This is a genomic window from Streptomyces sp. 2323.1 (genome assembly GCF_900221035.1).
GTDB classification, from domain to species: Bacteria; Actinomycetota; Actinomycetes; order Streptomycetales; family Streptomycetaceae; genus Streptomyces; species Streptomyces sioyaensis.
Genome location: NZ_LT907981.1, coordinates 637,214 through 664,211, shown reverse-complemented (window position 1 = coordinate 664,211; position 26,998 = coordinate 637,214). Strand labels below are relative to the sequence as shown.

The following is a 26,998-nucleotide window of genomic DNA, read 5'->3' as shown; positions in this document are numbered from 1 at the left end:
CCCGCGCGCAGAGAAGGGCACGGCACACACGATGGCACCGACGACAAAGACGGCCGGTGACGGCAGCGGTCTGACGGAGATGTCCTGGGATCCGATCACCCGGATCGTGGGCAGCCTCGGCATCCACACCAAAATCGACTTCAAGCAGAAGCGGGTGGCGGAGTGCTACAGCACCTCGTCCGTCTTCCGCGGCTACAGCGTCTTCATGCGGGGCAAGGACCCGCGCGACGCCCACTTCATCACCAGCCGGATCTGCGGCATCTGCGGCGACAACCACGCCACGTGCTCGGTGTACGCACAGAACATGGCCTACGGGGTGAAGCCCCCGCACCTGGGGGAGTGGATCATCAACCTCGGCGAGTCCGCCGAGTACATGTTCGACCACAACATCTTCCAGGAGAACCTGGTCGGGGTCGACTACTGCGAGAAGATGGTCCGCGAGACCAACCCCGGCGTCTGGGACCTCGCCCAGCGCACCGAGGCCCCCCACGCGGCCGACCACGGCTACCGCACCATCGCCGACATCATGAGCTCCCTCAACCCGCTTGAGGGCGAGTTCTACCGCGAGGCCCTCCAGGTCAGCCGCTACACCCGGGAGATGTTCTGCCTCATGGAGGGCCGCCATGTGCACCCCTCCACGCTCTACCCGGGCGGCGTCGGCACCGTGGCCAGCGTGCAGCTCTTCACCGACTACATGAGCCGGCTGATGCGCTACGTCGAGTTCATGAAGCGCGTCGTCCCGCTCCACGACGACCTGTTCGACTTCTTCTACGAGGCGCTGCCCGGCTACGAGGAGGTCGGTCGGCGGCGGGTGCTGCTGGGCTGCTGGGGCGCGCTCAACGACCCGGAGTACTGCGACTTCACCTATCGCAACATGACCGACTGGGGACGGAAGATGTTCGTCACCCCGGGCGTCATCGTGGACGGCAAGCTCGTCACCAACGACCTCACCGAGATCAACCTCGGCATCCGCATCCTGCTGGGCAGCTCCTACTACCAGGACTGGGAAGGCCAGGAGCAGTTCGTCACCCATGACCCGCTCGGCAACCCCGTCGACCCGCGCCACCCGTGGAACCAGCACACCATCCCGGCCCCGCAGAAGCGGGACTTCGCCGACAAGTACAGCTGGGTGATGTCGCCCCGCTGGTTCGACGGCAAGGAGCATCTGGCGCTGGACACCGGCGGCGGCCCGATCGCCCGGCTGTGGTCCACCGCGCTGTCCGGGCTCGTCGACACCCCCTACGTCAAGGCCACCGGCCAGAGCGTCGTCATCGACCTGCCCCGCTCCATGACCAAGCCCGAGGCGCGCTTCGAGTGGAAGATCCCGAAGTGGAGCAACGCGCTGGAGCGCAACCGGGCCCGTACCTACTTCCAGGCGTACGCGGCGGCCATGGCGCTGCACTTCGCGGAGCAGGGACTCAACGAGGTCCGCGCCGGACGCCACCAGACCTGGGAGAAGTTCGAGGTCCCCGACGAGTCCATCGGCTGCGGCTTCACCGAGGCGGTCCGCGGCGTCCTCTCGCACCACATGGTCATCCGGGACGGGAAGATCGCCAACTACCACCCCTACCCGCCGACCCCGTGGAACGCCTCCACCCGCGACAGCTACGGCACCCCCGGCCCGTACGAGGACGCCGTCCAGAACACCCCGATCTTCGAGGAGAACTCCCCGGAGAACTTCAAGGGCATCGACATCATGCGCACGGTGCGCAGCTTCGACCCCTGTCTGCCCTGCGGTGTCCACATGTACGTCGGCGACGGCAAGGCCGTACAGAAGATGCATGTGCCCACCGGTCTGAGCGGGCTGTCCGGATGACCGCCCGGGCCACCACGGCACCGGCCGCCGCACCGCAGGCCGGGGTGCCCCAGGGCACCGCATCCCACGGCACCGCACCGAACGCCGAGGCGACCGGCCGGCGCGTCGAGGACGTCCTGGACCGGCTCGCACAGCGCGGCGACCGCGAAGTCAGCGCCGCCGCCGAGGAGTTGGTCAGCGTCCTGATGGACTTCTACGGCGCCGGACTCGCCCGGATCATGCACCACGTGGGCACCGGCGACGACGGCCCGCGGCCGGCGCTGCTGCGCGACGAACTGGTCACCAGCCTGCTGGTGCTGCACGATCTGCACCCCGAGGACACCGCGACCCGCATCGGCCGGGCACTGGACAGCGTCCGACGTCAGCACGCCGCCGAGGTGGCCGAGTTCGACGCGGACACCGGGGTGCTGCGCCTGCGGGCGGGCGACTCCGGCGGCTGCGGCTGCCCCAGCACGGCCGATCAGGCCCACCAGGCCGTCGAAGCCGCCGTCGCCTGCTACGCACCCGAAGTGACCTCGGTGCAGTGGGAGACGGCGGGCGCCACGCCCGAGCCGGCGCTGCTGCAGATCTCCCGCCGGCCCCCGACCGGCGCCGGCGCCCCGTGAGCGGCCCAGGGACGGCCCCCACCCGGCTGGGGCCGCAGGCCGCCCACCGCGGCCTGCGCCGCTTCCGCGCACCGACGCCGCCGGCCCCGGAACGCTGCGAACTGTGCGGCGTGGTGCTCGCCGAGCACAACCACCGCCATCTGGTCGACACCAAGCGCCGGGCGCTGGCCTGCGCCTGTACCCCCTGCGCGCTGCTCTTCGACCGGCCGGGATCCGGCGGCGGACAGTTCCGTACCGTCCCCGCCCGGTATCTCGTCGACCCCGGCCACACCCTCGACGACGCGGCCTGGGACCTGCTCCAGATCCCCGTCGGCGTCGCCTTCTTCCTGCGCAACGCCGACCTGGACCGGCTGGTCGCGCTCTACCCCAGCCCGGCCGGTGCCACCGAGAGCGAACTCGACCCGTCGACCTGGCAGGCCGTGCTCGGCGCCAGCCGGCTCTCCGCCCTCCTCGAACCCGATGTGGAGGCGCTGCTGCTGCGCCGCTTCGAGGGCCGCATCGACTGCTATCTGGTGCCCGTCGACGTCTGCTACGAACTCGTCGGCCGGATGCGGCTGTTGTGGCAGGGCTTCGACGGCGGCGCCGAGGCGCGCGCCGCACTCACCGACTTCTTCGCCAAGGTCGCCCGCCGGGCCCGCGAACCGAAGGAGGACGACCGGCCGTGACCCAGCTGTCGTTCGAGTGCACCGGCGTACGGGCGGACCGCTACGCCGCCGCGCCCACCCTCCTCTTCCGCCTGCGCCTGACCGCCGACGAGGCGACCCGGGTGCACGCCATTGCGCTGCGCTGCCAGATCCGCATCGAACCGGCCCGGCGCGGCTACCGGGACGACGAGGCCGAGGCGCTGTCCGACCTCTTCGGGGAGCGGTCCCGCTGGGGCAGCACCCTGCACCCACTGCAGTTCGCCCAGGTCTCCCAGGTCGTCCCCGGCTTCACCGGCGAGACCGAGGTGGATCTCGCCGTCCCGTGCAGCTACGACCTGGAGGTCGCGGCCGGCCGCTACTTCCGTGCGCTGCAGGAGGGAGAGGTGCCGCTGCTGCTGCTGTTCTCGGGCACGGTGTTCGCCGGGGCCGGCGGCTTCCAGGTCCAGCCGGTCTCCTGGGACAAGGAAGCGACCGTGAAGATGCCGGTGGCCGTATGGCAGGAGATGACCGAGGCGCACTTCCCCGGCTGCGGCTGGCTCCGGCTGCCCCGCGAAACCCTCGACGCCCTGCTCGCCTACCGCTCCCGCCACGCCCTTCCTTCCTGGCAGGCGGCCGTCGAGTCCCTGCTGGAATCGGCCGGGGACACCGAGCCGCCCACGCCGGACGCCCGGCTGCTGCGCGGCGCCGCCCGGGCTCGTTCCGTCGGCGAGAGGACCGCGCCATGACGATCGGCGTCCTGCCCGACGAGACGGCGGACCCCTTCGCCACCGCCCGCCAGGTGGCGGACGCCGTGCTGTTCGAGGGCTACGTCCTCTACCCGTACCGCGCGTCCGCCGCCAAGAACCGGCTCCGCTGGCAGTTCGGCGTCCTCGTACCGCCCGCCTGGGGAACGGACAGCGCCGAGCACTCCTTCCAGCGCACCGAGTGCCTCATGGAGCCCCGGTCCGGCGCCCGGCTCTCGGCCGAGCTGCGGTTTCTGCACGCACAGCGGCGCACCGTCCAACGCCTCTGCCCGGACGGCGGGTTCGAGACCGTCGAGGAACTCGAACTGCCCGACCGGGTGCTCGTTCCCTGGGACGAGGGCGCCGAGGAGCGCGTCACGCTCCAGGCCGATGTCTCCAAGCTGACCGGTGAGGGTGTCACCGTGCCCTTCACCCGGCCCGCGCGGGAGGAGACCGAGCAGGTGCACGACGCCGAGGGACGGCTCGTCGGCCGGCTGGTGCGCCGCTGTGCGCGGCTCGACGGCCGGGTGCGGCTGACCGCGACCACGATCGACGGCCCCTACGCGACGCTGCGGCTGACCGCGACCGTCGAGAACACCAGCGGCTGGGAACCGGACGACGCCGGCGCCGACCGCACCGCCGCGCTGCCGCACTGCCTGGTCGGCGCCCATCTCCTGCTCGGCCTGAGCGCGGGGTCGTTCCTGTCCATGACCGACCCGCCGGAGTGGGCCCGGGCCGCCGTCGACGCCTGCCGCAACGAGCACGCCTGGCCGGTGCTGGCCGGCGCCGACGGCCGCAGCGATGTGCTGCTGTCCGCCCCGATCATCCTGGAGGACCACCCGGCCATCGCCCCCGAGAGCCCCGGCGCCCTCTACGACGCCCTGGAGATCGACGAGATCCTCGCCCTGCGCACCGCGGCCCTCACCGACCAGGAGAAGCGCGAGGCCCGCGGCACCGACCCGCGCGCCGCCGAGGTCATCGAACTCGCCGACACCATGCCCCCCGAGGTGCTGGAGCGACTGCACGGCGCCGTACGGGCGTTGCGCGAGGTCACCGGCCCCGGACCGGCGGCGCCCGACGCCCGCGCGCCCAAGGTGCCGGGCCTGCGCCCGGACACCCCCTGGTGGGATCCGGAGAGCGACCGCAGCGTCGACCCCGTACGCGACCGGATCACCGTCGACGGGCGGTCGGTCGGCGCCGGCAGCCGGGTGCTGCTGCGGCCCGGCCGGCGGCGCACCGACGCCCAGGACCTCTTCCTCCAGGGCCGCACCGCCCAGGTCGAGGCCGTGCTGCACGACGTCGACGGCGGGGTGCATCTCGCGGTGACCGTGGAGGGCGACCCGGGCGTCGACATCCGGCGGGAGCAGGGCCGCTTCCTGTACTTCCAACCCGACGAAATCGCTCCCCTGGAGGACGCGTGAGCGCGCACGGCAAGCGAACTGTCCACGGGCACCCGCGGGGCGCGGGCCGGCCCGCCGAGCGCAGCGGGGCCGCGGCATGACCGCCGGCGCACCGGCCGGCAAGCCGCCCGTGAAGACGCTGATCGCCGGCGTCGGCAACATCTTCCTCGGCGACGACGGCTTCGGCGTCGAGGCCGTCCGCCGGCTCGGTGAGCACGAACTCCCCGAGGGGGTCGAGGTCGTCGACATCGGTGTGCGGGGGGTCCACCTCGCCTACCAGATGCTCGACGGCTACCACACGGTGCTCCTGGTGGACGCCACCGCGCGCGGCGACGAACCCGGTACCGTCCACCTCCTCGACGCCACCGATCCGGCCACCGCCCGCCCGCAGGCCACCGCGCTCGACGGCCACCACATGACCCCCGACACCGTGCTCGCGCTGCTCGACACGCTCAGCGCGGGCACCGAAAGCCGGCGCCCGGACCGCGTCCTGGTCGTCGGCTGCGAACCCGCCGATGTCGCCGAAGGCATCGGGCTCAGCGAACCGGTCGCCGCCGCGGTCGACGAGGCCGTGGGGCTCATCCTGCAACTCGTCGGCGCGGCGGAGCCGACACCGTCGGCCGCCGGACCGCACACCAGTGAGAGGAACTCGCCATCATGCTGAAGCTCGCCATGAGCGGAGTGCTCGCCGCCGCGCTCGCCCTCGTCCTGAAGTCCGTGCTGCCCGATCTCAAGCGCTATCTGCGGATCCGCTCCATGTGACCGGGCGGCGCTGCACCGAACGGTGTACGCCACTGGGCCGCCCCGGCGAGGCACCCCGGCGGGCCTCTGGACGAGCCGTCTAATGAAGCCGAGCGGCACCCGGTCGTCCCCGCACCAGAGAGGGACCGATGCACGAGATGTCCATCGCGCTTGCGGTCGTGGACCAGGTCGCAAGCGCGGCCCGGCCGGACGGGGCCGGCACGGTCCACAGCGTCCGGCTCCAGGTCGGCGAACTGGCCGGCGTGGTCTCCGATGCGCTGGCCTTCTCCTTTTCCCTCGCCTGCGCCGGAACCGTCCTGGAGGGCGCGGAACTGGTCACCGAGCCCGTTGCGGCGCGCGCCCGCTGCGGCTCCTGCGCCGAGGCCTGGCCGGTGGGCATGCCCCCACAGCTGAGCTGTCCGGGCTGCGGCGGGGCGAGCGCCGAGCTGCTCTCCGGCCGGGAACTGCAGATCGTCAGTGTGTGCTGGAACGACGCCCCGGTACACGTACCGACTCACGAGGAGCGCTGAACCATGTGCCGTGTCGTCGACCTGCAACAGGCGGTCCTTGCCAAGAATGACGCCTGCGCCCACACCCTGCGCGAGGACCTCGCCGCCCGTGGCACCGCGCTCGTCAACCTGCTCTCCAGCCCCGGCAGCGGCAAGACCGCCCTCCTGGAGCGGGAACTCACCCTCGCCCGCAGCCGGAAGATCCCGGTCGCCGCGCTCACCGCCGACCTCGCGACCGAGAACGACGCGGTGCGCCTGGCCCGCTCCCAGGTCCCCGTCAAACAGGTGCTCACCGACGGGCTGTGCCACCTCGAAGCGGAGATGCTGGGCGGACACCTGCACGGCTGGCTGCCCGCCGACACCCGGCTGCTGTTCATCGAGAACGTCGGGAATCTGGTCTGCCCGGCCTCCTACGACCTGGGCGAGACGCTGCGCGTCGTGCTCGCGTCGGTCACCGAGGGCGAGGACAAGCCGCTGAAGTACCCCACCGCCTTCGGCCTCGCCCATCTGGTCGTGGTCACCAAGACGGACATCGCCGATGCGGTCGCCTTCGACGAGGCGGAGTTCCGCGCCAATGTCGAACGCATCAACCCCGGCGTCGAGGTCGTCCTCACCTCGGCCCGCGGCGGCACCGGCGACGGGGTGCTGCTGGACCGGGCGCTGGCCGCGCGCGACGGAGCGCCGGTGCACATCCCGGTCATGACCCGTAAGTCCCACCATGTGCACGACGTCGAGGACGGCCGAGCGGGGGACGCCCTCGACGGCGAGCACACCCACGCACCGCGGGCACACGGCGGCCATCCGCACCCGACCGACTCCGACACCGTGGCGTCGAGCCGCTCATGACCACGGGGCAGGTCGGCGGGGCCCTCGCCACGGCCCCCGCGGCAGCCGCCGGCCGCCGCCGGATCACCGTGCGCGGCGTCGTCCAGGGCGTGGGCTTCCGCCCGTTCGTCCACACCCTCGCGACGGAACTGGGCCTGACGGGCCATGTCACCAACACCGGCGACGGCGTGGTCGCCGAGGTCGAGGGCGCCCCCGCCGCGCTCGCCCGCTTCGGGGCACGGCTCGGCGCCGAGGCGCCCCCGCTGGCCGTGGTGGAGGCCGTCGACGGCGAGGACCTCGCGGTGGCCGGCGACTCCGGATTCCGTATCCTCCCCTCCCGTGCCGACGGCCCCTCGCGCACCCTGGTCTCCCCGGACGCCGCCACCTGCGACGCCTGCCTCGCCGAGCTGACCGACCCGGCCGACCGCCGCTACCGGCACCCCTTCCTCACCTGCACACACTGCGGGCCGCGCTTCACCATCGTCACCGCGGTCCCCTACGACCGGGCCCTGACGACCATGGACCGGTTCCCGATGTGCGCCCGCTGTGCGCGGGAGTACGCGGACCCGGCCGACCGGCGCTTCCACGCCCAGCCCATCGCCTGCCACGACTGCGGCCCCCGGCTGCGGCTGCTGACCGCCGACCCGGCCGACCGCACCCGCCCCCCGCGCCCGGCGACCGGCCCCGACCCGGTCGCCGAGACCCGCCGGCTGCTCGCCGACGGCGCCATCGTGGCCGTCAAGGGCCTCGGCGGCTACCACCTGGTCTGCGACGCCTCCGACGACACCGCCGTTACCACGCTGCGCCGCCGCAAGTCCCGCGGCGACAAACCCTTTGCCCTGATGGCCCGTCAACTCTCAGACATCGAGTACCTGGTGCGGCTGCGGGACGAGGAACGCACGCTGCTCACCGGCCCTGTACGCCCCATCGTCCTGTTGCGCCGCGCCCCGCACCCCGCGCCGCCCCCCGACGCGCCCGCGCTCTCGGCCGCCGTCGCCCCCGGCAGCCCCGACCTCGGCGTCATGCTGCCGTACACCCCGCTGCACCATCTGCTGCTCGGCCTGCCCGGCGACCCGCCGGGCCCCCGGCTGCTCGTCATGACCAGCGGCAACATCGCGGGCGAACCGATCGTCACGGACGACGACGAGGCCGTGGCGCGCCTGGCGCAGCTGGCGGACGCCTGGCTCCTCCACGACCGGCCGATCCACATCCCGTGCGACGACTCCGTGGTCCGCATCAGCGACGGGGAGCCGCTGTTCGTCCGCCGCTCGCGCGGCTATGCGCCGTTCCCCGTCCCGCTCCCGGTACCGGTCCGGCCCGCGCTGGCGGCCGGCGGCGACCTCAAGAACGTGCTCTGCCTCGCCGAGGGGCGCCGCGCCTGGCTGTCCGCGCACATCGGCGACATGGACGACCTGGCGACCCAGCTCGCCTTCGAGAAGGCCGAGGCGCATCTGGAGACGGTCACCGGGGTGCGTCCGCAACTCCTCGCCGCCGACCGGCATCCCGGCTACCGCTCCGGCCGGTGGGCCGAGCGGCACACCGACGGCCGGGCGCTGGTGCGCGTCCAGCACCACCACGCCCATATCGCCGCCGCCATGGCCGAACACGGCCTCGGCGACCGGCAACCGGTCATCGGGGTCGCCTTCGACGGCACCGGCTACGGCGACGACCACGCCGTGTGGGGCGGCGAGATCCTGCTCGCCGACTACGACGGATACCGCCGCTTCGGACAGCTCGCCTACGTCCCACTGCCCGGCGGCGACACCACCGTACGGCGCCCCTACCGGATGGCCCTGGCCCATCTGCGCGCCGCCGGCCTCGACTGGGCCGCCGATCTGCCGCCGGTGGCGGCCTGCCCGCCCGAGGAACGGCCGCTGTTGGCGCGGCAGTTGGAACGCCACCTCAACTGTGTGCCCACCTCCAGCATGGGACGGCTCTTCGACGCGGTCTCCTCGCTGGCCGGGGTCTGCCACCACGCCGGATACGAGGCCCAGGCCGCCGTCGCACTCGAAGCGGCGGCGCTGACCGCGGGCGAGGACCACGGCCCCGGCTACACCTTCGCGCTGCACACCGCACCGACGGGCCAGGCGGGCGCCGACACCGTCGCCGACCCGGCCCCGGTGCTCACCGCCATCGTCGAGGACCTCCGGGCGGGCACCGCCCCGGCGCTGATCGCGGCCCGCTTCCACACCGCGGTCGCCGATCTCGTCCGGCGCTGCTGCGCGCTGGCCCGGCAGCGCGCCGGTCTGACGACCGTGGCGCTGACCGGCGGCGTCTTCGCCAACACCCTGCTGGCCGAGGCCACCGCCCGCCTCCTGCGGCAGGACGGGTTCACCGTCCTGCGCCACCGCCGCGTCCCGCCCAACGACGGAGGGCTGGCGCTCGGCCAGATCGTCGTGGCGGCCCGCGCGGTACCGGCGTTCGGCGGGGTGGGCGTGCCCTGAGCGGTACCCCGACGAGGCAGACGCAATGCACCCACGACGAGGAGGGAGAGGACCCATGTGCCTGGCGGTACCCGGCAAGGTATTGGACATCGAGGAACGGGACGGCACCCGTATGGCCACCGTCGATTTCGGCGGGGTGGTCAAGGAGGTGTGCCTGGAGTACGTCCCCGATCTGCAGGTCGGCGAGTACGCCATCGTCCATGTCGGCTTCGCACTGCAGCGCCTGGACGAGGAATCCGCCCGGCAGACCCTCGCCCTGTTCGAGGAACTGGGCCTGCTGCAGGAGGAGTTCGGTGATCCCTGGGAGGCGGCTGCCGCCTCCGGGGCAGGTGACGGGGCGGTCGCCGGAGCCGGCGGCGCACCGGCCGCGGCTCCCGGTGACGGAGCGACGGAGGCGATCCGGTGAAGTACCTCGACGAGTTCCAGGACCCCGCGCTGGCCCGCCGGCTGCTCGACGAGATCCGGGCCACGGTGACCCGGCCCTGGGCCCTGATGGAGGTCTGCGGCGGCCAGACCCACACCATCATCCGCCACGGCATCGACCAACTGCTGCCCGACAACGTCGAGTTGATCCACGGACCGGGGTGCCCGGTGTGTGTGACACCGCTGGAAGTCATCGACAAGGCGCTGGAGATCGCCGCCCGCCCCGACGTGATCTTCTGCTCCTTCGGCGACATGCTCCGGGTCCCCGGCAGCGACCGCGATCTGTTCCAGGTGCGCAGTCACGGAGGCGATGTACGGGTCGTCTACTCCCCGCTCGACGCACTCAAGATCGCCCAGCAGAATCCGCACCGCCAGGTGGTGTTCTTCGGGATCGGCTTCGAAACCACCGCACCCCCCAACGCCATGACGGTCCATCAGGCGCGCAAGCTCGGCATCCCCAACTTCAGCCTGCTGGTCTCGCACGTCCGGGTACCACCCGCCATCGAAGCCATCATGCAGTCGCCCAGCTGCCGGGTGCAGGCCTTCCTGGCCGCCGGCCACGTGTGCAGCGTGATGGGCATCCGGGAGTACCCGGAGCTGGCCGAACGGTTCCGAGTGCCGATCGTGGTCACCGGCTTCGAACCGCTGGACATCCTGGAGGGCATCCGCCGCACCGTGCGCCAGCTGGAGCGCGGCGAACACACCGTCGACAACGCCTATCCGCGCGCCGTACGCCCCGAGGGCAACCCGGCGGCCCAGGCCATGCTCGCCGATGTCTTCGAGGTCACCGACCGCGCCTGGCGCGGTATCGGCACCATCCCGGCCAGCGGCTGGCGGCTGTCGGAGCGCTACCGCGACTACGACGCCGAGTACCGCTTCTCCGTCGAAGGGCTCACCACCCGCGAACCCGCCGCCTGCCGCAGCGGGGAGGTCCTCCAGGGGCTGATCAAGCCGCACGAGTGCGAGGCCTTCGGCACCACCTGCACCCCGCGCACCCCGCTCGGCGCCACCATGGTCTCCAGCGAGGGCGCCTGCGCCGCCTACTACCTCTACCGCCGACTCGGCACCCCGCCCACCCCGCAGGAGGCGAGCACCGTTGCCTGACACCACCCGATCCGCCCACGGCGCCCCCACCCCGGCCGACCGCGGCCTGCCCACCGTCGACATCTCCGGCTGGACCTGCCCCGCTCCGGTCCGCGACCAGCCCCGGATCGTCATGGGCCACGGCGGCGGCGGCGCGCTGTCCGCCGAACTCGTCCAGCAGATCTTCGCCCCGGCCTTCGGCGGGGAGATCCTCGCCCAGCTCGGCGACTCCGCGGCGGTCTCGCTCGGCGGCGTACGCCTGGCGTTCTCCACCGACTCCTACGTCGTGCGGCCGCTCTTCTTCCCGGGCGGCTGCATCGGCGATCTCGCCGTCAACGGCACCGTCAACGACCTTGCCATGAGCGGTGCCAGGGCCGCCTACCTCTCCTGCGGCTTCATTCTGGAGGAAGGCGTCGAGATGCCGGTGGTCGCCGGGGTCGCCGATGCCATGGGCGCGGCCGCGCGGGCGGCCGGCGTCGAGGTGGCCACCGGTGACACCAAGGTCGTCGAGGCCGGCCACGGCGACGGCGTCTATCTCAACACCGCCGGCATCGGGCTGATCCCGGCGGGCGTCGATCTGCGGCCGCAGCGCGTCGTCCCCGGCGATATGGTGATCGTCAGCGGCGACATCGGCCTGCACGGCGTGGCGATCATGAGCGTGCGGGAGGGCCTGGAATTCGGCGTCGAGATCGAGAGCGACTGCGCGGCACTCGGCGGCCTCGTCGAGAGCATGCTCGCCGTCACGCCCGATCTGCACGTGCTGCGCGACCCCACCCGAGGCGGACTGGCCGCGGCCCTGTGCGAGATCGCCACCGCGTCCTGCACCGGCATCGTCATCGAGGAACGCGCCGTCCCCGTCCCGCCGGCCGTCGCCAACGCCTGCGCGATCCTCGGCCTGGACCCGATGTACGTCGCCAACGAGGGCAAGCTCGTGGCGTTCGTCCCCCGCGCCCATGCCGATGCCGTACTGGACGCGATGCGCGCGCACCCGCTGGGCGCAGGCGCCGCGGTCATCGGCGAGACCGTCGAGACCCACCCCGGCATGGTCGTCGCCCGCACCCCGCTGGGCGGCACGCGGGTGGTCGATCTGCCGCTGGGGGAGCAGCTGCCGCGGATCTGCTGACGGCCGGTCGCCCGGTGGCGGTGCCCCGGCGTCACAGACGCCGGGGCACCGCCACCGCTGTGCTCAGACCTTCTCCAGCAGCCGGGAGCCGAACCAGTCGTCGGCGTCCCGTACCCCGGGCAGGATGAAGAAGTAGCCGCCGCCGAGGGGCGTGACGAACTCGGACAGCGGCTCGTGCTGGAGCCGCCGCTGCACCGTCGCGAACTGCCGCTCCGGGTCCTGCTGGTAGCCGCAGAAGACCAGTCCGAGATCCATCTTCCCGCTGCGGTCGAAACCGGCGTCGTAGTTGTAACTACGGCGCAGGAAGCGGGAGTCGTCGGTCTTCTCGGTGCGGGGATTGGCCAGCCGGATGTGTGAGTTGAGCGGGATCTTCGTCCCGTGCGGGTCGTCGCGGAACCGCGGGGAGTCCGATTCGTGCTCGCCGTCGAGGGGGGCGCCGCTCGCCTTGCGCCGGCCGAAGATCCGCTCCTGGCGGTCCACCGGCAGCTTGTCCCACTTCTCGATGTGAAAGCGGATCAGGCGCAGCACCTGATAGCTGCCGCCCAGGGCCCACTCCGGCTCGCCGCAGGGCGGGGTCACCCACATCAGCCGGTCCATCTCCCGGGTCGATCCGGTGTCCGGATTGACGATTCCGTCCTTGAAGCCGACGAAGGTGCGGGGCGAGCCCGAGGGCCGCGAGGGGTTGAGGAAGGCGTCCGCGCGCCAGCGGGGCCGCAGCAGCCCCTCCGTCTCCCGTGCCAGATCGCGCAGGACGTGGACGATCGCGTCGGGGTGCTGGGCGCAGATCTGCAGTGACAGATCACCGTGGCAGCGGGGCGGCTCCAGCCGGTCGTCGGGGAAGGCCGGCATGGCCTTGAGGTGCCGGGGCTTGTGCCCGGAGAGCCCGAACCGGTCGTCGAACAGCGAGGCGCCGACCCCGAGGGTGATGGTCAGCGAGTCCGGCGTCGGCGCCTCCTTGGCGACCTGCTCGTCCTGCGGCTTCACCCCTGCCACCAGGATGCGCGACCGCTTGGTGAGCCGCTGGAACAGCTCGGTCAGGCCTTCCCGGTTCTCGGCCAGCACATCGAAGCCGACGAACCCGGCGAAGAGCTGCTGCGGTGTCACGATGCCGGACTGATGGTGGCCGTGGAAGGGGATCTGGTCGGGCAGTTGCCCGTCCGCACGCAGCCCGGTCGCCGTCCGGGACGCCGGGACGGCCACGGCCTCCCCGCCGAGTCCCACGGCGGCCGCCGCGCCTGCCATCCCCGCCGCACACTTCAGAAAGCCCCGGCGCCCCTCGTCCCGCGTAGGAGCACATTCGTCGTCGGCCTGGTCACGTCTCATCGTCCCGCCATCCTGACTGCGTCATCCGGCAGCCGCGCGCCTGCACATACCTGGGCGCGATGCTCGTCGCCCGGGCTGCGGGGGCCGGGAGCAACACGGTCCCGGCGCCGGATATCACGCCTGGGACAGCGGCGGGGTCGTCCGAATGGCGCAGGCGGAGCGCCTCCCGCGCGACAGCGTCCGGGCACGCTCGTAGCGTCGGGACGGTGACCTGCCCGTACGCGGCACAGCGCGACGCCGGGGCGGCCCGTCATGCGCCACGCACCGCCACCTAGCCCATGGACCCCCACATGAGCACATCCACCGACGCGAGCACCGTCATCGGCGAGGCCGGACCCGTCGGCACGGTCGTTTCCACCGACGCGAGCCCCCGCAACGGCGCCGCCGCCCCGCTCGTGGAGCACGTACCCACCGGCGCGGGCACGGCCACCGCCGGTACGGGCGCCCCCGCCGTCGAGCGCATCCGCCGCACCGAGGACACGGCTGCGGGGGAGCGCACGGCCGACGACGGCCCGCCCGCCGACGACGCCCGGCCGGCCGATCTCGCCTCGCCCACCGCCCCGGAGCCCGACGAGTCGCCCGAGCCGCCCGAATCCTGGCTGCGCATCGAGAAGGGCCATGCCGAGCCGGAAGAAATCGCCGCCCTCAGCGTCGTGCTGTGCGCCCAGATCGCGGCGCTGCGCGCCCTCGCCGCGCCCGGCGAGGCAGGGGCACCTGCCCCTGTCCCGCTCCACGGACGGCGCCTGCACGCCCACCGGTCCGCCTGCTGGTCGGGCTGCTGGAGCTGCTGACCGCCTGCGGGCGCGGGGGACGCCCCGGCGGGTGTTCCCTGCGAGCCGGCCGGCTGCTTCCGGTCCGTACGGCGGGCGGTCAGCCGAACAGGGCCAGCAGAACCGACACCACGGTGACCACGGCCGCGCCGACGGCGAAGCCGACGATCACCTTCCGCTGCCAGTCCGACAGCGAGCCGGCGCGCAGCGCGTTCCCCATCCGGCCGTACTGGTCGACTCGCCCCATGGGCGTCAGCGGATCCGTCGGCCCCTGCGGCATGCCCTGCGTCCAGTCGGGCCCCGGCTGCGGGTACCGGCGCCGCCAGTCCTCGTTCTCCCGCCACGGCAGTGTCATACGTCAGCTCCTCGCCTCGATACGGCAGTTACGGCAGAGCCGGCATCCCCGTGTGCCGATGCGGCGTCCCCCGGCGACATCTACCCGGCCACGGTAAAACATGCGTACGGATTGCGTGGGTGTGGGCGGCCGTTGGGGCGCGCGTACGCCGGTTCCGGTCACGGTCGGTCCGGTGTGCCGGCCCGACCGGGGCCGGGGATCCAGCGTGCGGAGAGCGCCGCCGCGGTGAGGAAGCCCGCGGCGCCGATCAGCACCGAGAGGTGCAGGCCCGGCACGAGCCCGGTGGCCACCAGCGTGCCGAAGAGCGCGACGCCCAGGGCGCTGCCGGTCTGCCGTGCGGTGTTGAACACCGCGGCCGCGACACCGCCGCGCTCTCCGGGCGCGGCCTCCATCATCACCGAGGTGGCGGCCGGCATCGTCAGTGAGCTGCCGAACCCGGCACCGGCCATGGGGACCGCCAGCACGGCCCAGGGCGTGTCCGGGCCCGCGGCCAGCCAGCCGAGGAGTCCGGCCGCGCCCACCAGCAGCCCGGCCATCATGGGCAGCCGCGGCCCGGCGCGCGCCGTGAGCCGTCCGGACAGCGCGGAACCGAAGGCCGCCACACCGACGGCCGGCACCAGCGCACAGCCCGTGCGCAGCGCGCTGTAGTGGTGCACCTGCTGGAAGTACAGCGGGGCGAGGAACAGCAGCCCGTAGAAACCCGTGTTGAGCAGCACGCCGACGACCGCGGAGACCGCGAAGGCGCGTATGCGGAAGAGGGCGAGCGGCAGCATCGGGGCTCGGGCACGCCGTTCCAGGACCAGGAACGCCAGGGCTCCGCAGACGAAGCCCGCGAAGGCGCCGAGCACGGCCGGGTGGGTCCAGCCCAGGGCCCCGGCCTCGATGCACCCCGTGGTCAGGCAGGCCAGGCCCACCGCCGCCGCGGTCTGCGCCGGGAGGTCCAGGCCGCGGCGGGTGCGGTCGGCGGGGGAGTGCGGTACGTGCCGTAGGGCGAGGAGCAGCGCGGCCAGGCCGACGGGCAGATTGAGGAGGAACACCGACCGCCAGCCGAGCCCGGTGACCAGCACGCCGCCGAGGACCGGTCCGGCCGCGGCGGCCAGGCCCGCGACGGTGCCCCAGATACCGAACGCGCGGGCGCGCGCGGCCCGTTCTGGATAGGCGGTCCGCAGCAGTGCCAGCGAAGCCGGCACCATCAGCGCCGCCCCCAGGCCCTGCACCAGCCGCGCCGCCACCAGCACCGTGACGGTGGGGGCCAGTGCGCACCCCGCGGAGGCGAGGGTGAACACCAGCAGCCCGCCCAGGAACACCGTCTTGCCGCCGAGCCGGTCCCCGAGCCCGCCGCAGAACAGCAGCAGTCCCGCGCACACCAGCGTGTAGCCGTCCACCACCCACTGGAGGCCGGTCACCCCCGCGTGCAGCGCGGCACCGATCGCCGGAAGGGCCACGGTGACGACGGTGACGTCCAGGATGACCATGAAGTAGCCCAGGCACAGGGCCACCAGTGGCAGCGGTGAGTTGCGGTGCGTGGTCCGCGGGGGCGCGGCGGCGTAGAACGTCGGCATACGGCCAGTGTCGAGCCGGATCGGTACGGCAGCCGCCGAATCGTTCTCGCCATACGGGAGCCGGGCAGGAGAACGTTTCGCTGTCTGCCGAAGCATCCTGGGCGTACCGTCGAGACCATGGATGCCGGGACCGAAACCGATGTGGCCCAGGTCGCGGCGGCGATTGGCGACCCCTCGCGGGCCAAGGTGCTGCTGGCGCTGGGCGGCGGCGGTGCGCTGCCGGCCAGCGCCCTGGCCGCCGAGGCGGGCGTCAGCAACTCCACCATCAGCGGACATCTCGCCAAGCTCCTCGACGCCCGGCTGCTGACCGTCGAACTCGACGGCCGCCACCGCTACTACCGGCTCGCCACGAAGGACGTGGCCCGCGCCCTGGAACAGCTCGCGCTGATCGCCCGCCCGCTGCCCGTGCGCTCCCTGAACGCCGGCACCCGCGCCAGGGCCCTGCTGCGCGCCCGCCTCTGCTACGACCATCTGGCGGGCCGGCTGGGCGTCGCCGTGATGAGCGCCCTCCAGGAGCAGGACATCCTCACCGCCGAGGCGGCGGGGACCGGTGCCCCCGTTTACGTCCTCACCCCGCACGGCCGCGCCGAGTTGACCGCGTTCGGCATCGACACGGAACGGCTCCCGCGCCGCCGGGCATCCGTCCGCTACTGCGTCGACTGGGCCGAGCGGCGCCACCACCTTGCCGGCCCGCTCGGTGCCGCGCTCACCACCCGGATGTTCGCCCTGGAATGGCTCCGCCAGGGGAAGTACCGCCGCGTCGTCCACCTCACCGAGGCCGGCCGGGAGGGGCTGACGGCGACCTTCGGCGTTCCGGCGGATCAGCTGGGGTGACCGCCGCCGCGGACCTCCGCGTGCTGCCCGCCGTATGAATTCTTTGTTTCACCTGCGCCCTGCCCTGTCCTGCCGTCCCGCGCGCCGGTGCGTCCGGATCTCCGCCGCCCGGCCCGGCGCTGCACGCTCCGCGGCCGCGGCGGTGCGCTGTGTGGACGAGGTGTTCGTCCGTGGACGGGAAATTTGTCATCGCCGCACGTCGAGTAGGGTCCGGCGAGCCGCAACAGTGAATCGAGGAGGCCGTTTTCCGTGTCGGAGCGTCAGGTATCAGCGGGGGGCGAGGGCGCCGGCGCGCCGGAAGTGCAGGTGCAGGAGCGCCGATTGCGTCGTGACCTGGGCTTCTGGGGGCTGACGGGCATCGGCTTCTCCAACATCGTCGGCTCCGGCTGGCTGTTCGCCGCCATGTATGCGGCGCAGACGGCCGGACCCGCCGCGCTGCTGTCCTGGGTGGGCGCCGGCGTGCTGTGCGCCCTGGTCGCCCTGGTGATGATCGAGCTCGGGGCGTCCCGGCCGGAGGGTGGCGGCACGGTCCGCTGGCCGCTGTTCGCCAGCGGCCGGCTCGTCGGCACCGTCATCGGCTGGTCGACGCTGCTGTCCGTGGGCGGCACCGCGGCCGAGATCAGCGCGATCATGCAGTACGCCGCGCACTACCTCCCCGGCATCTACAACGGCCACACCCTCACCGTCTCCGGGCTGGCCCTGGCCGCCGGGCTCAGCGTCCTGCTGACCGTGCTGAACTGGTTCGCGGTGCGGATGTTCGCCACGCTCAACAACCTGGTCTCGGTGTTCAAGATCGTCATTCCGGTGGTCACCGTGATCGCGCTGATCGCCTCCGGCTGGCACTCCGGTCGGCTGACGGATCACGGCGGATTCGCGCCGTACGGCTATGTCGCCTGTCTGACCGCGCTGGCCGGCGGCGGCATCGTCTACTCCGTCAACGGATTCCAGGCGCCGCTGGACTTCTCGGGCGAGACCCGCAACCCCCGCCGGACCATTCCCGTCGCCGTCCTCAGCGGGATCGGTCTCGCCGTCCTGATGTACCTGGCCCTGCAGCTGGCGTTCCTCTTCACCGTCCCCGAGAACCTGCTCGGCCACGGCTGGCAGGGGGTCTCCTTCGACTCCCCGTTCGGCCAGCTCGCCCTGATCCTCAATCTGCACTGGCTGTCCAGCCTGCTCTACGCGGACGCGGTGGTCTCGCCCGGTGGCTCGGCATACGTGGGCGTGGCGATCGACGCCCGGCACACCTACGCGCTCGCCAAGAACGGCACCATCCCCCGGTACTTCATGAAGGTCAACGAGCGGTTCGGCATCCCGCGCCGGGCGTTGGTGGTCAACCTCATCGTCATCGTGGTCTTTCTGCTGCCGTTCGGTGGCTGGCAGGACATTGTCAGCGTGATGGGCGACATGTATCTGCTGATCTACGCTGCCTCCGCGGTCGCGGTCGCCGTGTTCCGCGCCGAGCCGGGCGGCCGCACCGCCGGCTGGGTCCCGGGGCTGCGCTGGATCGCGCCGGTCAGCTTCGTGGTGTCCAGCGAGTTCGTCTACTGGTCGGGCTGGCAGGATCTGCGCCTCGCGCTGCCGCTCGTCCTCGGCGGCCTGCTGATCTTCCTGGCCATGCGCCGCCCCGGCGCCCGTACCGACCAGGCCGCCCTGGAGGCCGACGGCGCCGGCCCGAGCCGTCCGCTGGGTGCCGAACTCCGCACCGGCGCCTGGCTGGTGGTCTACCTCGTCGCCCTCACGGTGCTCTCCTGGCTGGGCACCTTCGAGGGCTCCGGCCGGCTGCCGGCCCCGTACGACTCGATCACCGTGGCCGCCCTCGCGCTCGCGGTCTTCTTCTGGGCCGTACGGTCCGGCGTGCGGCATCTGCAGGCGCCGCGCCCGGCGGCCACTGCCTGAGAACGGCCGGGGGAGGGGCGGCGGGGCGGGCCCGGCCGGGCACGGAGGCCGGTGGGCCCGCGCGCCGTGCTTCCCCGGATGCGGAGGGTGACGGACCTCTCCGGCCCTCGTGCACCGGCACGGCCCGCTGCGACGGCCGCCGTCGCCTGCGGCCCGCCCGGCCGCGAGCGGCCCACCCCGATGGTCGTCAAGCGGAAGTCACACCGCAGAAATAAGATGAATCGGGAGAGGCGGGCTCCCCAGGAGCCCCATGAAGCCAGGTCAGGCGGCCACGCGGGGCAGGGCACGGAGCGTGGCCCCGCGGCGGCTCCTTCACCGACGCACCTTGGAGCGGTCCATGCTTCGGCGTCGTCCCCCGCGGTCCGCGAGCGCCGACGATCTGCTGACCACGCTCGGCCGGCTGACCGCCCAGGCGCGCGAAGGCGCCGAGACCCAGCGGGCCCGGGTGGAGCTGGCCGAGGCTCTGCAGCACGAGATGCTGCCGACCGTCCTGCCCGCGATACCGGGCCTGCGCGCCGCCGCGACCTACGCACCCGCCCGGCACGGGCTGGACATCGGGGGCGACTGGTACGACGGCTTCCCGCTGCCCGACGGGACGCTCGCCTTCTGCATCGGTGATGTGCAGGGCCATGACGTCGAGGCGGCCGCCTTCATGGGGCAGATCCGCTTCGGGCTGCGCGCCGTCGCCGTCCATGCCCCGGACCCGGGGGAGGTGCTGCGGCGGGCCAACGACCTGCTGCTCTCGGTCGACTGCGGACTCTTCGCGACCTGCACCTTCGTCCGCTTCGACCCGGTCGCCTGGGAGCTGTCCAGCGCCCGGGCCGGTCATGTGCCCGGCATCTGGGCCACCACCGACGGCCGACACGGCCTCGCCGACGACCCCGGGGGCCTGCCGCTCGGCATCGCCGCGGGGGAGAAATATCCGGTGAGCCACCGGCAGTTCGCCACGGCGGGAGCGTTCGTGCTGCTGACCGACGGGGTCGTCGAGGGGCCGTCGTTCCCGATAGAGGCCGGACTGGCGCAGGTGACCAGGCTGGTCAGCGCGAACGCCGGCGGCGATCCGGCGACGGTGGCCGACGCGGCGATGAGCGTCGCCGAGTTCACCGGGCACACCGACGACTCCGCGGTGCTGGTGCTGCGCTTCGACGCGGCGGCGCCCGGAGCCGGGTGAAGCGCGGACCGGGCGTGCGTGTCGCGGCCGGCGCCCGGCCGCCGGCGTTGTCTGATGGCTGCTGTGGTGCGCACCGAGGAACTCCGCCGTCTCGCACCAGCAGCCCTGACGATCCTCGCGTTCGCCGGCGTCTACTACGTGACCGCACGCATCGGCCTGCTGGAGCAGGTGGTGGTCGCCGGTGCCCAGGTCACGCCGTTGTGGCCGCCCACCGGCATTTCACTGAGCTGTCTGCTCCTCCTGGGCCTGCGGACGTGGCCCGGCATCGCCCTCGGCACCCTCCTCGTCGTCGCCTCCATCAGCGAACTGGAGGTCTCCGTCATCGGGATCATGGCGGGCAACACCCTGGCCCCGGTGTGCGCCTATTGGATGCTCCGCAGGGTGGGCTTCCGCACCGAACTCGACCGGCTGCGCGACGGGGTGGCGCTGGTCGCCCTCGGCGCGTTCGCCGGGATGTTGATCAGCGCGACGATCGGCACCGGGACGCTCTTCCTCAGCGGGGCGCTGCCGGCCGGCGGCTTCTGGAAGACCTGGGTCGCGTGGTGGTCGGGCGATGCGATGGGCATCCTCGTCGTCACCCCGCTCATCCTCGCCTTCCGTGCGCTGCCCCGGCGGCACTGGGACGTACCCGGCTACCGGTGGGCCGAGGCGGCGACCCTGCTGACCGTCTCGGTCCTGGTCTCGCTCGTGGCGGTCTCCAGCGAGCTCTCGCTGCTGTTCCTGGTCTTTCCGCTGATCGTGTGGGCGGCGCTGCGTTTCCAGCTGGCGGGGGCGGCCCCGATCGTGCTGCTGGTGTCCGTACTGGCCATCACGGCGGCGAACGGCCGCAGGGGACCGTTCCGGGGGCAGAGCCTGCTGGAGGCGATGATCAACCTCCAAGCCCTCAATGTGTCCGCGGCGCTCACCGCGCTGCTGTTGTCGGCGATCATCGCTGAGCAGAACAGCATCCGCCGCAAGATCGAGCAGGCCTGCCGGGAGCTGTCGGAGGTGGTCGAGCGCCTCGCCCCGGGGGAGCCCCGGCGCCGCTGGCCTCCGGAGCGTGACGCCTGAGGCCGGGAGTACGAGCCCGCTGACGCGGTCAGCCCCGCAGCAACTGCCCCAAGTCGTAGTGCACCGGCTCCTCCAGCTGGTCGTAGCCGCAGCTCTCCGGCGTACGGTCCGGGCGCCAGCGGCGGAACTGGGCGGTGTGACGGAATCTGCTGCCCTCCATGTGGTCGTAGGCGACCTCGCAGACCCGCTCCGGGCGCAGCGGCACCCACGACAGATCCTTGCCGCCGCTCCAGCGGCTGGGCCCACCGGGCATCCGCCGCGCGGCATGCGCCGCCTCGTCGGTCCACTCGCCCCACGGGTGCTCCGCGACGTCGTCCATCCGCAGCGGTGCCAGCTCCTCGACCAGCGCGCGCCGCCTGGCCATGGGGAACGAGGCGGACACCCCGACGTGCTGCAACTGCCCGGAGTCGTCGTACAGGCCGAGCAACAGGGAGCCGACCACCGGCCCGCTCTTGTGCAGCCGGTACCCCGCGACGACACAGTCCGCGGTCCGGGCATGTTTGATCTTGAACATGGCGCGGTCGCCGGGCCGGTACGGCAGATCGAGCGGTTTGGCGACCACCCCGTCCAGCCCCGCGCCCTCGAACTGGGTGAACCATCGGCGCGCCAGCTCCTGATCCGTGGTGGCGGGCGCGGTGTACACCGGTGCACGGGCCGGCCGCAGCGCCTCGACGAGGGCTTCCCGGCGCGCCGTCTGCGGCTCGTGCACCAGCGCGGCGGAGTCCAGGGCCAGCAGGTCGAAGGCGACGAGCGAGGCGGGGGTCCGCTCGGCAAGCGTACGGACCCGGGAGTCGGCCGGGTGGATGCGCTCCAGCAGCTCCTCGAAGTGCAGCCGGCCGTCATGGGCGATGACGATCTCGCCGTCGAGGACACAGCGCCGCGGCAGCTCGGCCCGGGCCGCCGTGACCACTTCGGGGAAGTAACGGGTGAGCGATTTCGTGGTGCGGCTGGCGATCTCGACCTCGTCGCCGTCACGGAAGACGATGACGCGGAAGCCGTCCCACTTCGCCTCGTACTGCATGCCGGCGGGAATGTCGGTCACCAGCTTCGCGAGCATCGGGGAGACCGGGGGCATCACGGGCAGGTCCATGTCCCGATCCTGAAGGCTGGGGCCGCTTCCCGCGCGCCGGATGCGGGCCGGCCGCCGCTCTCCCGGCGCGCGGCGCCGCCGCCCGGAACCTAACGTGGAGTCATGGCCGGAGGCGGAGCTGTCGAGCTGGATGTCGCGGGGCGCACGGTGCGCGTGTCGAACCCCGACAAGACGTATTACCCGGAGCGCGGCTTCACCAAGCTGGACGTCGCGCAGTACTACCTCGCCGTCGCCGACGGGGTGCTGCGGGGCCTGCGCGACCGGCCCACCACCATGCAGCGCTTTCCCGACGGCGTGGAGGGCGAGTTCTTCTACCAGAAGCGGGCGCCCAAGGGACTGCCCGACTGGCTGCCCACCGCCCGTATCGCCTTCCCCAGCGGACGGTTCGCCGACGAGATGTGCCCCACCGAGCCCGCGGCCGTGGTCTGGGCGGCCAATCTGGGCTGCCTGACGTTCCATCCGTGGCCCGTCCGCCGGGCCGACACCGAGCACCCCGACGAGCTGCGGATCGACCTCGACCCGCAGCCCGGCACCGACTTCGCCGACGCCGTCCGGGTCGCGCACGTCCTGCGGGAGCTGCTGGCGGAGCACGGGCTGCGCGGCTGGCCCAAGACGTCCGGTGGCCGCGGGGTGCACGTCTATGTGCCGCTCCTGCCCCACTGGACGTTCACCGAGGTCAGACGCGCCGCCATCACCGTGGCCCGGGAGCTGGAGCGCCGGATGCCGGACCAGGTGACCTCGGCCTGGTGGAAGGAGGAACGCGGCGAGAAGGTCTTCGTCGACTACAACCAGATGGCCCGGGACCGGACCATCGCCTCCGCCTACTCGCTGCGCGCCCGGCCGCGGGCGACCGTCTCCACCCCGCTGCACTGGGACGAGCTGTCCGACGCCACACCCGAGGACTTCGATCTGCGGACGGTGCCACCGCGGTTCGCGGAACTCGGCGATGTGCACGCCGACATGGCGGACCACGCCTTCGGCCTGGAATCCGTCCTGGAACTCGCGGACCGGCAGGAGGCGGATGCCGGGCTGGGGGACATGCCCTATCCGCCCGACCACCCGAAGATGCCGGGGGAGCCGTCCAGGGTGCAGCCGAGCCGGGCCCGTAAGCGGTGAGGGCGGGGGAGGGCCGGTCCGGCACCGGCCCCCGCGGTCAGCAGCCCGGCCGCACCCGGCGGTGGCCGGCGGGCTGACCCGAACGGCGGCACCCGCCACGGCTGCCGCAGGACCGGACCGGCCGCCCCGTTCGGCTGCCGACGGGGGAGCGGCCCCCGTCGCCCGGCGTGCGCCCACCCGGCCCGGACGGGAACATTTCGCACGTGGCCCACGACAGGAACGCACCGGAGACGAACCGCCGGCGCGTGCCGGAGGCACAGCGGACGGCCGGGGCGGGAGCGGTGCACGAGACGCTCTCGCTCGCCGCCATGCTCTTCGCGGTGTCGATGACCTTCATCGACCAGACGATGGTGTCCATCGCGGCGCCGCAGCTCACCGAGGAGCTGGGCCTGTCCGCCTCGGGCATCCGATGGGTCGTCAACGCCTATCTGCTCGCCCTGGCGGCGTGTTTCGCGCTGGGCGGGCGGCTGGCCGATCTGCTCGGCCACCGCCGCATCATGCTCGTGGGCACCGGGATCTTCGTCCTCGCCGCCGCGCTGTGCGGCGCGGTGCCGACCGGGGATGTCGCGCAGACCTGGCTGATCGTGTGCCGGGCACTCCAGGGCATCGGCGCGGCCCTGATGTTCCCGGCGGCGCTCGCCGTCGTGGTCATGGTCTTTCCGGTCGAGCGCCGGGGCCGGGCCCCGGCTCTGCTCTTCGGGCTCTCCGGCGCACTGACCGCCATCGGACCGGTCCTCGGCGGCTGGCTCACCACCTGGACCTGGCGGGCCGTCTTCTGGGTCAATGTGCCGGTCGCGGTGGTCGCCGTCGTCCTGACCCTGCCGGCGCACCTCCCCGACGAGCGGCGCCGCGGGAGCCTGGACCGGCGCGGTGCGCTGCTGCTCGCCACCGGTACGGTCCTGAGCGTGCTGGGTCTGCAGCAGGCCGCCACCTGGGGCTGGGCCAACCCGGCCACCTGGGCGTGCACCCTCGGCGGGCTGCTGGTGCTGGCCGTTTTCGTCCGCCTCGAACTGCGCACCCGTCACCCGCTGATCAGCCTGAGGGTGTTCGGCGTCCGGGCCTTCGTCGCCGATATCGCCGTGCTGTTCTTCGCGATGCTGGCGTTCGTCCCGGTGTTCTTCTTCGCCTCGGTCTACGCACAGGTCGCCCTCGGCTCGTCGCCGAACGAGGCGGGCCGCTATCTCCTGGTCTTCTTCGCGGGCTTCGGTGTCGCCGCACAGCTCGGCGGCCGGATCCTCGACCGGCGCGGCGCCCGGCCGGCGCTCCGGCTCGGCACCGCGCTGGGCGCCGTGGGCTTCGCGCTGTGGGCGCACGAGATGACGGACCTGTCGCTGAGCGCCCAGTGGCCGTACATCGTGCTGGCCGGCGCCGGCATCGGCCTGCTGCTCGCGCCCGCCTCGACCGACGCCGTCAGCCGGGCGATCGGCACGTCCTACGGCGAGGTCACCGGCGTCACCCAGACCGTCCGCAACTACGCCGCCGGCCTGGGCCTGGCCGTCCTGGGCACGGTGCTGGCCAACGTCACCACCGACCGGATCGTCGCGAGCCTCAAGGACCGCGGGCTGTCCACCGCCACCTCCCGCGAGCTGGCCCACGGCCTCACCGGTTCCCTCTCCGCCCAGGGCGGCCGGCCGCCGGCCGGCGAGGGCAGCTCGTCGCGGCTGCCGCCGGAGGTGCTGGAGGCGGTGCGGATGGACTTCGCCGAGGGCAACCGGGCGGTCTTCTACGGGATGGCCGCCGCGCTGGCCGTGGCGTTCCTCTGCGCCCACCTGCACCCGGGGTCCCGGCTGCCGCAGGCCCCGCCGTCCGGTGCGGGCCGCACATGAGCAGCGCTGCGATCGACTACGCGGCGGTGTTCCACGCGCTGCCGGGCGGAGTGCTGCTGCTCACCCCCCAGTTCGTGATCGTCGACGCGAACGAGGCCGTGTTCCAGCGGGCCGGACGGGAACGCCACCAGCTGATCGGCCGCAGTCTCTTCGACGTCTTCCCCGAGAATCCCGACACCTCCGACGCGTCCGGGGAGCGCAACCTGCGGGCGTCCCTGGAGCGGGTGCTGGCCACCGGCAGCCGCGACACCATGGGGCTGCAGCGCTACGACGTCGAGGCGCCCGGCCGGCCCGGCGTGTTCGAGGAGCGGTACTGGAGACCGGTCAATGCGCCGGTGCTCGGCCCCGACGGGCAGGTGCAGCTGATCGTCCACCGGGTCGAGGAGGTCACCGAGATCGTCCGGGCCGGCGCCCGGAACCACAGCGGTGACCGGGAGCGGATGGAGGCCGAGCTCTACAGCCGCGCCAAGGAACTCCAGGAGGTCAACGACCGGCTGCGGCGCTCCCACGCCCGGGAGCGGGAGGTGGTGCTCGCCCTCCAGGAGGCGATGCTGCCCGCGCCCCGGCTCGTGGGGCACCACCGGGCGGCGGTGCGCTACCGGCCGGCGGTCGGCGCGCTCAATGTCTGCGGCGACTGGTACGACCTGGCCGAACTGCCCGGCGACCGGATGGCGGTGGCCGTCGGCGATGTCGTCGGCCATGGACTGGACGCCGCCTGCGTCATGGGCCAGCTGCGCAGCGCGCTGAGCGCCGCCACCCTGGTCACCAGGGGCCCGGCCCAGGCCCTGGAGGTGCTCGGCATCTACGCCCGGTCGGTGGACGGTGCCGAGTCCACCACCGCGGTGCAGGCGATCGTCGACTGGACCACGCACACCCTCGCCTACAGCAGCGCCGGCCACCCGCCGCCGGCCCTGCTGCACCCGGACGGCAGGGTGGAATTCCTGGACCAGGCGACCGACCCGCCGCTGGGGGCGCGTCCCGAGCATGTGGCCCGCCCCGAGGCGGACGTCGCCTTCGCCGACGGCGCCGTGCTGGTCCTGTACACCGACGGGCTGATCGAGCGCCGCCACGAGGACATCGACGTCGGGCTGGCACGGCTGGCGGCGGCGCTCACCCGGCACCTCGGCGCCGATGCCGAGACGCTGGCCGACGCGCTGCTGGCGGAGCTGCTGCCGCCCAGCGGCGCCACCGATGATGCGGCCCTCGTCATCATCCGGCTCTGACCGGTGCGGCCGCCGGATTGCCCGCCCCGTTCGTTACCGCGACTGGAGCAATTCCCGGGGCCGTTGGAGTGGCTGTTCGCCGTGTCTGCGGGGTTTTGGGCGGTACGCGGTATTCATCGAATGTCCGATTTCCTGCCAAACAGGAGAAACGCAATGCGCAAGTTCATAGGCCGCTCCGTTGCTGCCGCGGCGATCGCCGCTGCCGCCGTCGTCCCGCTCGCCGGCTTGGCTCAGGCCGCGCCCCAGAATGACCACCATGGCCGCCACCACCGTCACCACGGTCACCACCGCGGTTTCGAGGGTCGCGGCGACTTCGGCCGTGAGGGTTTCGGCCGTTTCGGCCGCGGCGGCTTCGGCCCCTTCGGCTTCTTCGGCCTGTTCGGCTTCCCGTTCGGTCTGTTCGGCATCCTCTGACGCTGACCGGCAGCAGAACCGACGGGCCGTCGC

26 protein-coding genes are annotated in these 26,998 nt (G+C 72.9%); 22 read left to right on the top strand and 4 right to left on the bottom strand.

Translation table 11 applies throughout. The features are described from left to right. Window positions 1-31: 31 nt before the first annotated feature. The 13 genes from CPH93_RS02345 (at window position 32) to hypE (ending at window position 12,335) form a co-directional block, all read left to right on the top strand. Window positions 32-1,816 (top strand): nickel-dependent hydrogenase large subunit, encoded by a 1,785-nt coding sequence (locus CPH93_RS02345; protein ID WP_093487675.1) that lies wholly within the window; start codon window positions 32-34, stop codon window positions 1,814-1,816. After that, on the top strand, window positions 1,813-2,421 hold the full coding sequence (locus CPH93_RS02340; protein ID WP_173909696.1) for a hypothetical protein: 609 nt from the start codon (window positions 1,813-1,815) through the stop codon (window positions 2,419-2,421). Before CPH93_RS02345 ends, CPH93_RS02340 begins: the two co-directional genes overlap by 4 nt. Then, a complete protein-coding gene (locus tag CPH93_RS02335; protein WP_371126869.1) occupies window positions 2,418-3,086 on the top strand; it encodes a DUF5947 family protein in 669 nt (222 codons plus the stop codon). Before CPH93_RS02340 ends, CPH93_RS02335 begins: the two co-directional genes overlap by 4 nt. Then, window positions 3,083-3,790, top strand: a complete 708-nt coding sequence (locus CPH93_RS02330) for a DUF6084 family protein (RefSeq protein ID WP_096211779.1) — start codon at window positions 3,083-3,085, stop codon at window positions 3,788-3,790. Before CPH93_RS02335 ends, CPH93_RS02330 begins: the two co-directional genes overlap by 4 nt. Then, entirely contained in the window at window positions 3,787-5,208 is a 1,422-nt protein-coding gene (locus tag CPH93_RS02325) for a hypothetical protein (protein WP_096211778.1), read from the top strand. The genes CPH93_RS02330 and CPH93_RS02325 overlap by 4 nt, the downstream gene beginning before the upstream one ends. 76 nt (window positions 5,209-5,284) lie before the next feature. Next, window positions 5,285-5,851: a hydrogenase maturation protease gene (locus CPH93_RS02320; protein ID WP_096211777.1), complete on the top strand. Its 567-nt coding sequence runs from the start codon at window positions 5,285-5,287 to the stop codon at window positions 5,849-5,851. Next, window positions 5,845-5,949 (top strand): DUF6893 family small protein, encoded by a 105-nt coding sequence (locus CPH93_RS37535; RefSeq protein WP_391262599.1) that lies wholly within the window; start codon window positions 5,845-5,847, stop codon window positions 5,947-5,949. The genes CPH93_RS02320 and CPH93_RS37535 overlap by 7 nt, the downstream gene beginning before the upstream one ends. Window positions 5,950-6,077: 128 nt before the next feature. Next, the gene (locus CPH93_RS02315) at window positions 6,078-6,458 is read left to right on the top strand and encodes a hydrogenase maturation nickel metallochaperone HypA/HybF (RefSeq protein WP_093487681.1); all 381 of its coding nucleotides are present in this window, start codon (window positions 6,078-6,080) and stop codon (window positions 6,456-6,458) included. Between the two features lie 3 nt (window positions 6,459-6,461). Continuing rightward, on the top strand, window positions 6,462-7,283 hold the full coding sequence (gene hypB, locus CPH93_RS02310) for a hydrogenase nickel incorporation protein HypB (protein ID WP_096211776.1): 822 nt from the start codon (window positions 6,462-6,464) through the stop codon (window positions 7,281-7,283). Further along, a complete protein-coding gene (gene hypF, locus CPH93_RS02305; RefSeq protein WP_096211775.1) occupies window positions 7,280-9,706 on the top strand; it encodes a carbamoyltransferase HypF in 2,427 nt (808 codons plus the stop codon). The genes hypB and hypF overlap by 4 nt, the downstream gene beginning before the upstream one ends. A 55-nt stretch (window positions 9,707-9,761) precedes the next feature. Beyond that, entirely contained in the window at window positions 9,762-10,112 is a 351-nt protein-coding gene (locus tag CPH93_RS02300; RefSeq protein WP_096211774.1) for a HypC/HybG/HupF family hydrogenase formation chaperone, read from the top strand. Continuing rightward, entirely contained in the window at window positions 10,109-11,233 is a 1,125-nt protein-coding gene (hypD, locus tag CPH93_RS02295; protein ID WP_093487689.1) for a hydrogenase formation protein HypD, read from the top strand. The genes CPH93_RS02300 and hypD overlap by 4 nt, the downstream gene beginning before the upstream one ends. Then, a complete protein-coding gene (gene hypE / locus CPH93_RS02290; RefSeq protein WP_443031424.1) occupies window positions 11,226-12,335 on the top strand; it encodes a hydrogenase expression/formation protein HypE in 1,110 nt (369 codons plus the stop codon). The genes hypD and hypE overlap by 8 nt, the downstream gene beginning before the upstream one ends. 63 nt (window positions 12,336-12,398) lie before the next feature. On the opposite strand, the gene efeB is transcribed toward hypE, so the two are convergent. Beyond that, the gene (efeB, locus tag CPH93_RS02285; RefSeq protein ID WP_096211773.1) at window positions 12,399-13,658 is read right to left on the bottom strand and encodes an iron uptake transporter deferrochelatase/peroxidase subunit; all 1,260 of its coding nucleotides are present in this window, start codon (window positions 13,656-13,658) and stop codon (window positions 12,399-12,401) included. 290 nt (window positions 13,659-13,948) lie between these two features. On the opposite strand from efeB, the gene CPH93_RS36610 reads away from it, so the two are divergent. After that, window positions 13,949-14,449: a hypothetical protein gene (locus CPH93_RS36610; RefSeq protein WP_231977150.1), complete on the top strand. Its 501-nt coding sequence runs from the start codon at window positions 13,949-13,951 to the stop codon at window positions 14,447-14,449. Window positions 14,450-14,528: 79 nt separating this feature from the next. Here CPH93_RS36610 and CPH93_RS02275 read toward each other — a convergent pair whose 3' ends face one another. Both CPH93_RS02275 and CPH93_RS02270 read right to left on the bottom strand, forming a co-directional pair. Next, window positions 14,529-14,783, bottom strand: coding sequence for a hypothetical protein (locus tag CPH93_RS02275; protein ID WP_093487693.1), 255 nt, complete (start codon window positions 14,781-14,783; stop codon window positions 14,529-14,531). Window positions 14,784-14,941: 158 nt separating this feature from the next. Beyond that, window positions 14,942-16,345 carry an MFS transporter gene (locus CPH93_RS02270; RefSeq protein ID WP_096211772.1) on the bottom strand — a complete coding sequence of 468 codons (1,404 nt, stop codon included), beginning with the start codon at window positions 16,343-16,345 and terminating at the stop codon, window positions 14,942-14,944. A gap of 117 nt (window positions 16,346-16,462) precedes the next feature. On the opposite strand from CPH93_RS02270, the gene CPH93_RS02265 reads away from it, so the two are divergent. From CPH93_RS02265 to CPH93_RS02250, 4 genes are all read left to right on the top strand, one after another. Then, window positions 16,463-17,179: an ArsR/SmtB family transcription factor gene (locus tag CPH93_RS02265; RefSeq protein WP_093487697.1), complete on the top strand. Its 717-nt coding sequence runs from the start codon at window positions 16,463-16,465 to the stop codon at window positions 17,177-17,179. Between the two features lie 249 nt (window positions 17,180-17,428). Beyond that, the gene (locus tag CPH93_RS02260; RefSeq protein WP_391262612.1) at window positions 17,429-19,075 is read left to right on the top strand and encodes an APC family permease; all 1,647 of its coding nucleotides are present in this window, start codon (window positions 17,429-17,431) and stop codon (window positions 19,073-19,075) included. 337 nt (window positions 19,076-19,412) lie between these two features. Then, entirely contained in the window at window positions 19,413-20,246 is an 834-nt protein-coding gene (locus tag CPH93_RS02255; protein ID WP_093487701.1) for a PP2C family protein-serine/threonine phosphatase, read from the top strand. A 63-nt stretch (window positions 20,247-20,309) separates the two neighbouring features. Further along, the gene (locus tag CPH93_RS02250; protein WP_096211770.1) at window positions 20,310-21,296 is read left to right on the top strand and encodes an MASE1 domain-containing protein; all 987 of its coding nucleotides are present in this window, start codon (window positions 20,310-20,312) and stop codon (window positions 21,294-21,296) included. Between the two features lie 28 nt (window positions 21,297-21,324). Here CPH93_RS02250 and CPH93_RS02245 read toward each other — a convergent pair whose 3' ends face one another. Continuing rightward, window positions 21,325-22,386 carry an ATP-dependent DNA ligase gene (locus CPH93_RS02245; protein WP_096211769.1) on the bottom strand — a complete coding sequence of 354 codons (1,062 nt, stop codon included), beginning with the start codon at window positions 22,384-22,386 and terminating at the stop codon, window positions 21,325-21,327. A gap of 102 nt (window positions 22,387-22,488) precedes the next feature. Here CPH93_RS02245 and ligD point away from each other — a divergent pair, with 102 nt between their 5' ends. The 4 genes from ligD to CPH93_RS02225 all read left to right on the top strand — a co-directional run bounded on the left by ligD (window position 22,489) and on the right by CPH93_RS02225 (window position 26,965). After that, window positions 22,489-23,502, top strand: a complete 1,014-nt coding sequence (gene ligD / locus CPH93_RS02240; protein ID WP_096211768.1) for a non-homologous end-joining DNA ligase — start codon at window positions 22,489-22,491, stop codon at window positions 23,500-23,502. A 203-nt stretch (window positions 23,503-23,705) separates the two neighbouring features. Next, window positions 23,706-25,328 carry an MFS transporter gene (locus CPH93_RS02235; protein WP_096211767.1) on the top strand — a complete coding sequence of 541 codons (1,623 nt, stop codon included), beginning with the start codon at window positions 23,706-23,708 and terminating at the stop codon, window positions 25,326-25,328. Then, on the top strand, window positions 25,325-26,551 hold the full coding sequence (locus CPH93_RS02230; protein WP_096211766.1) for a PP2C family protein-serine/threonine phosphatase: 1,227 nt from the start codon (window positions 25,325-25,327) through the stop codon (window positions 26,549-26,551). Before CPH93_RS02235 ends, CPH93_RS02230 begins: the two co-directional genes overlap by 4 nt. 153 nt (window positions 26,552-26,704) lie before the next feature. Continuing rightward, a complete protein-coding gene (locus CPH93_RS02225; RefSeq protein WP_093487713.1) occupies window positions 26,705-26,965 on the top strand; it encodes a hypothetical protein in 261 nt (86 codons plus the stop codon). Window positions 26,966-26,998 lie beyond the last annotated feature (33 nt).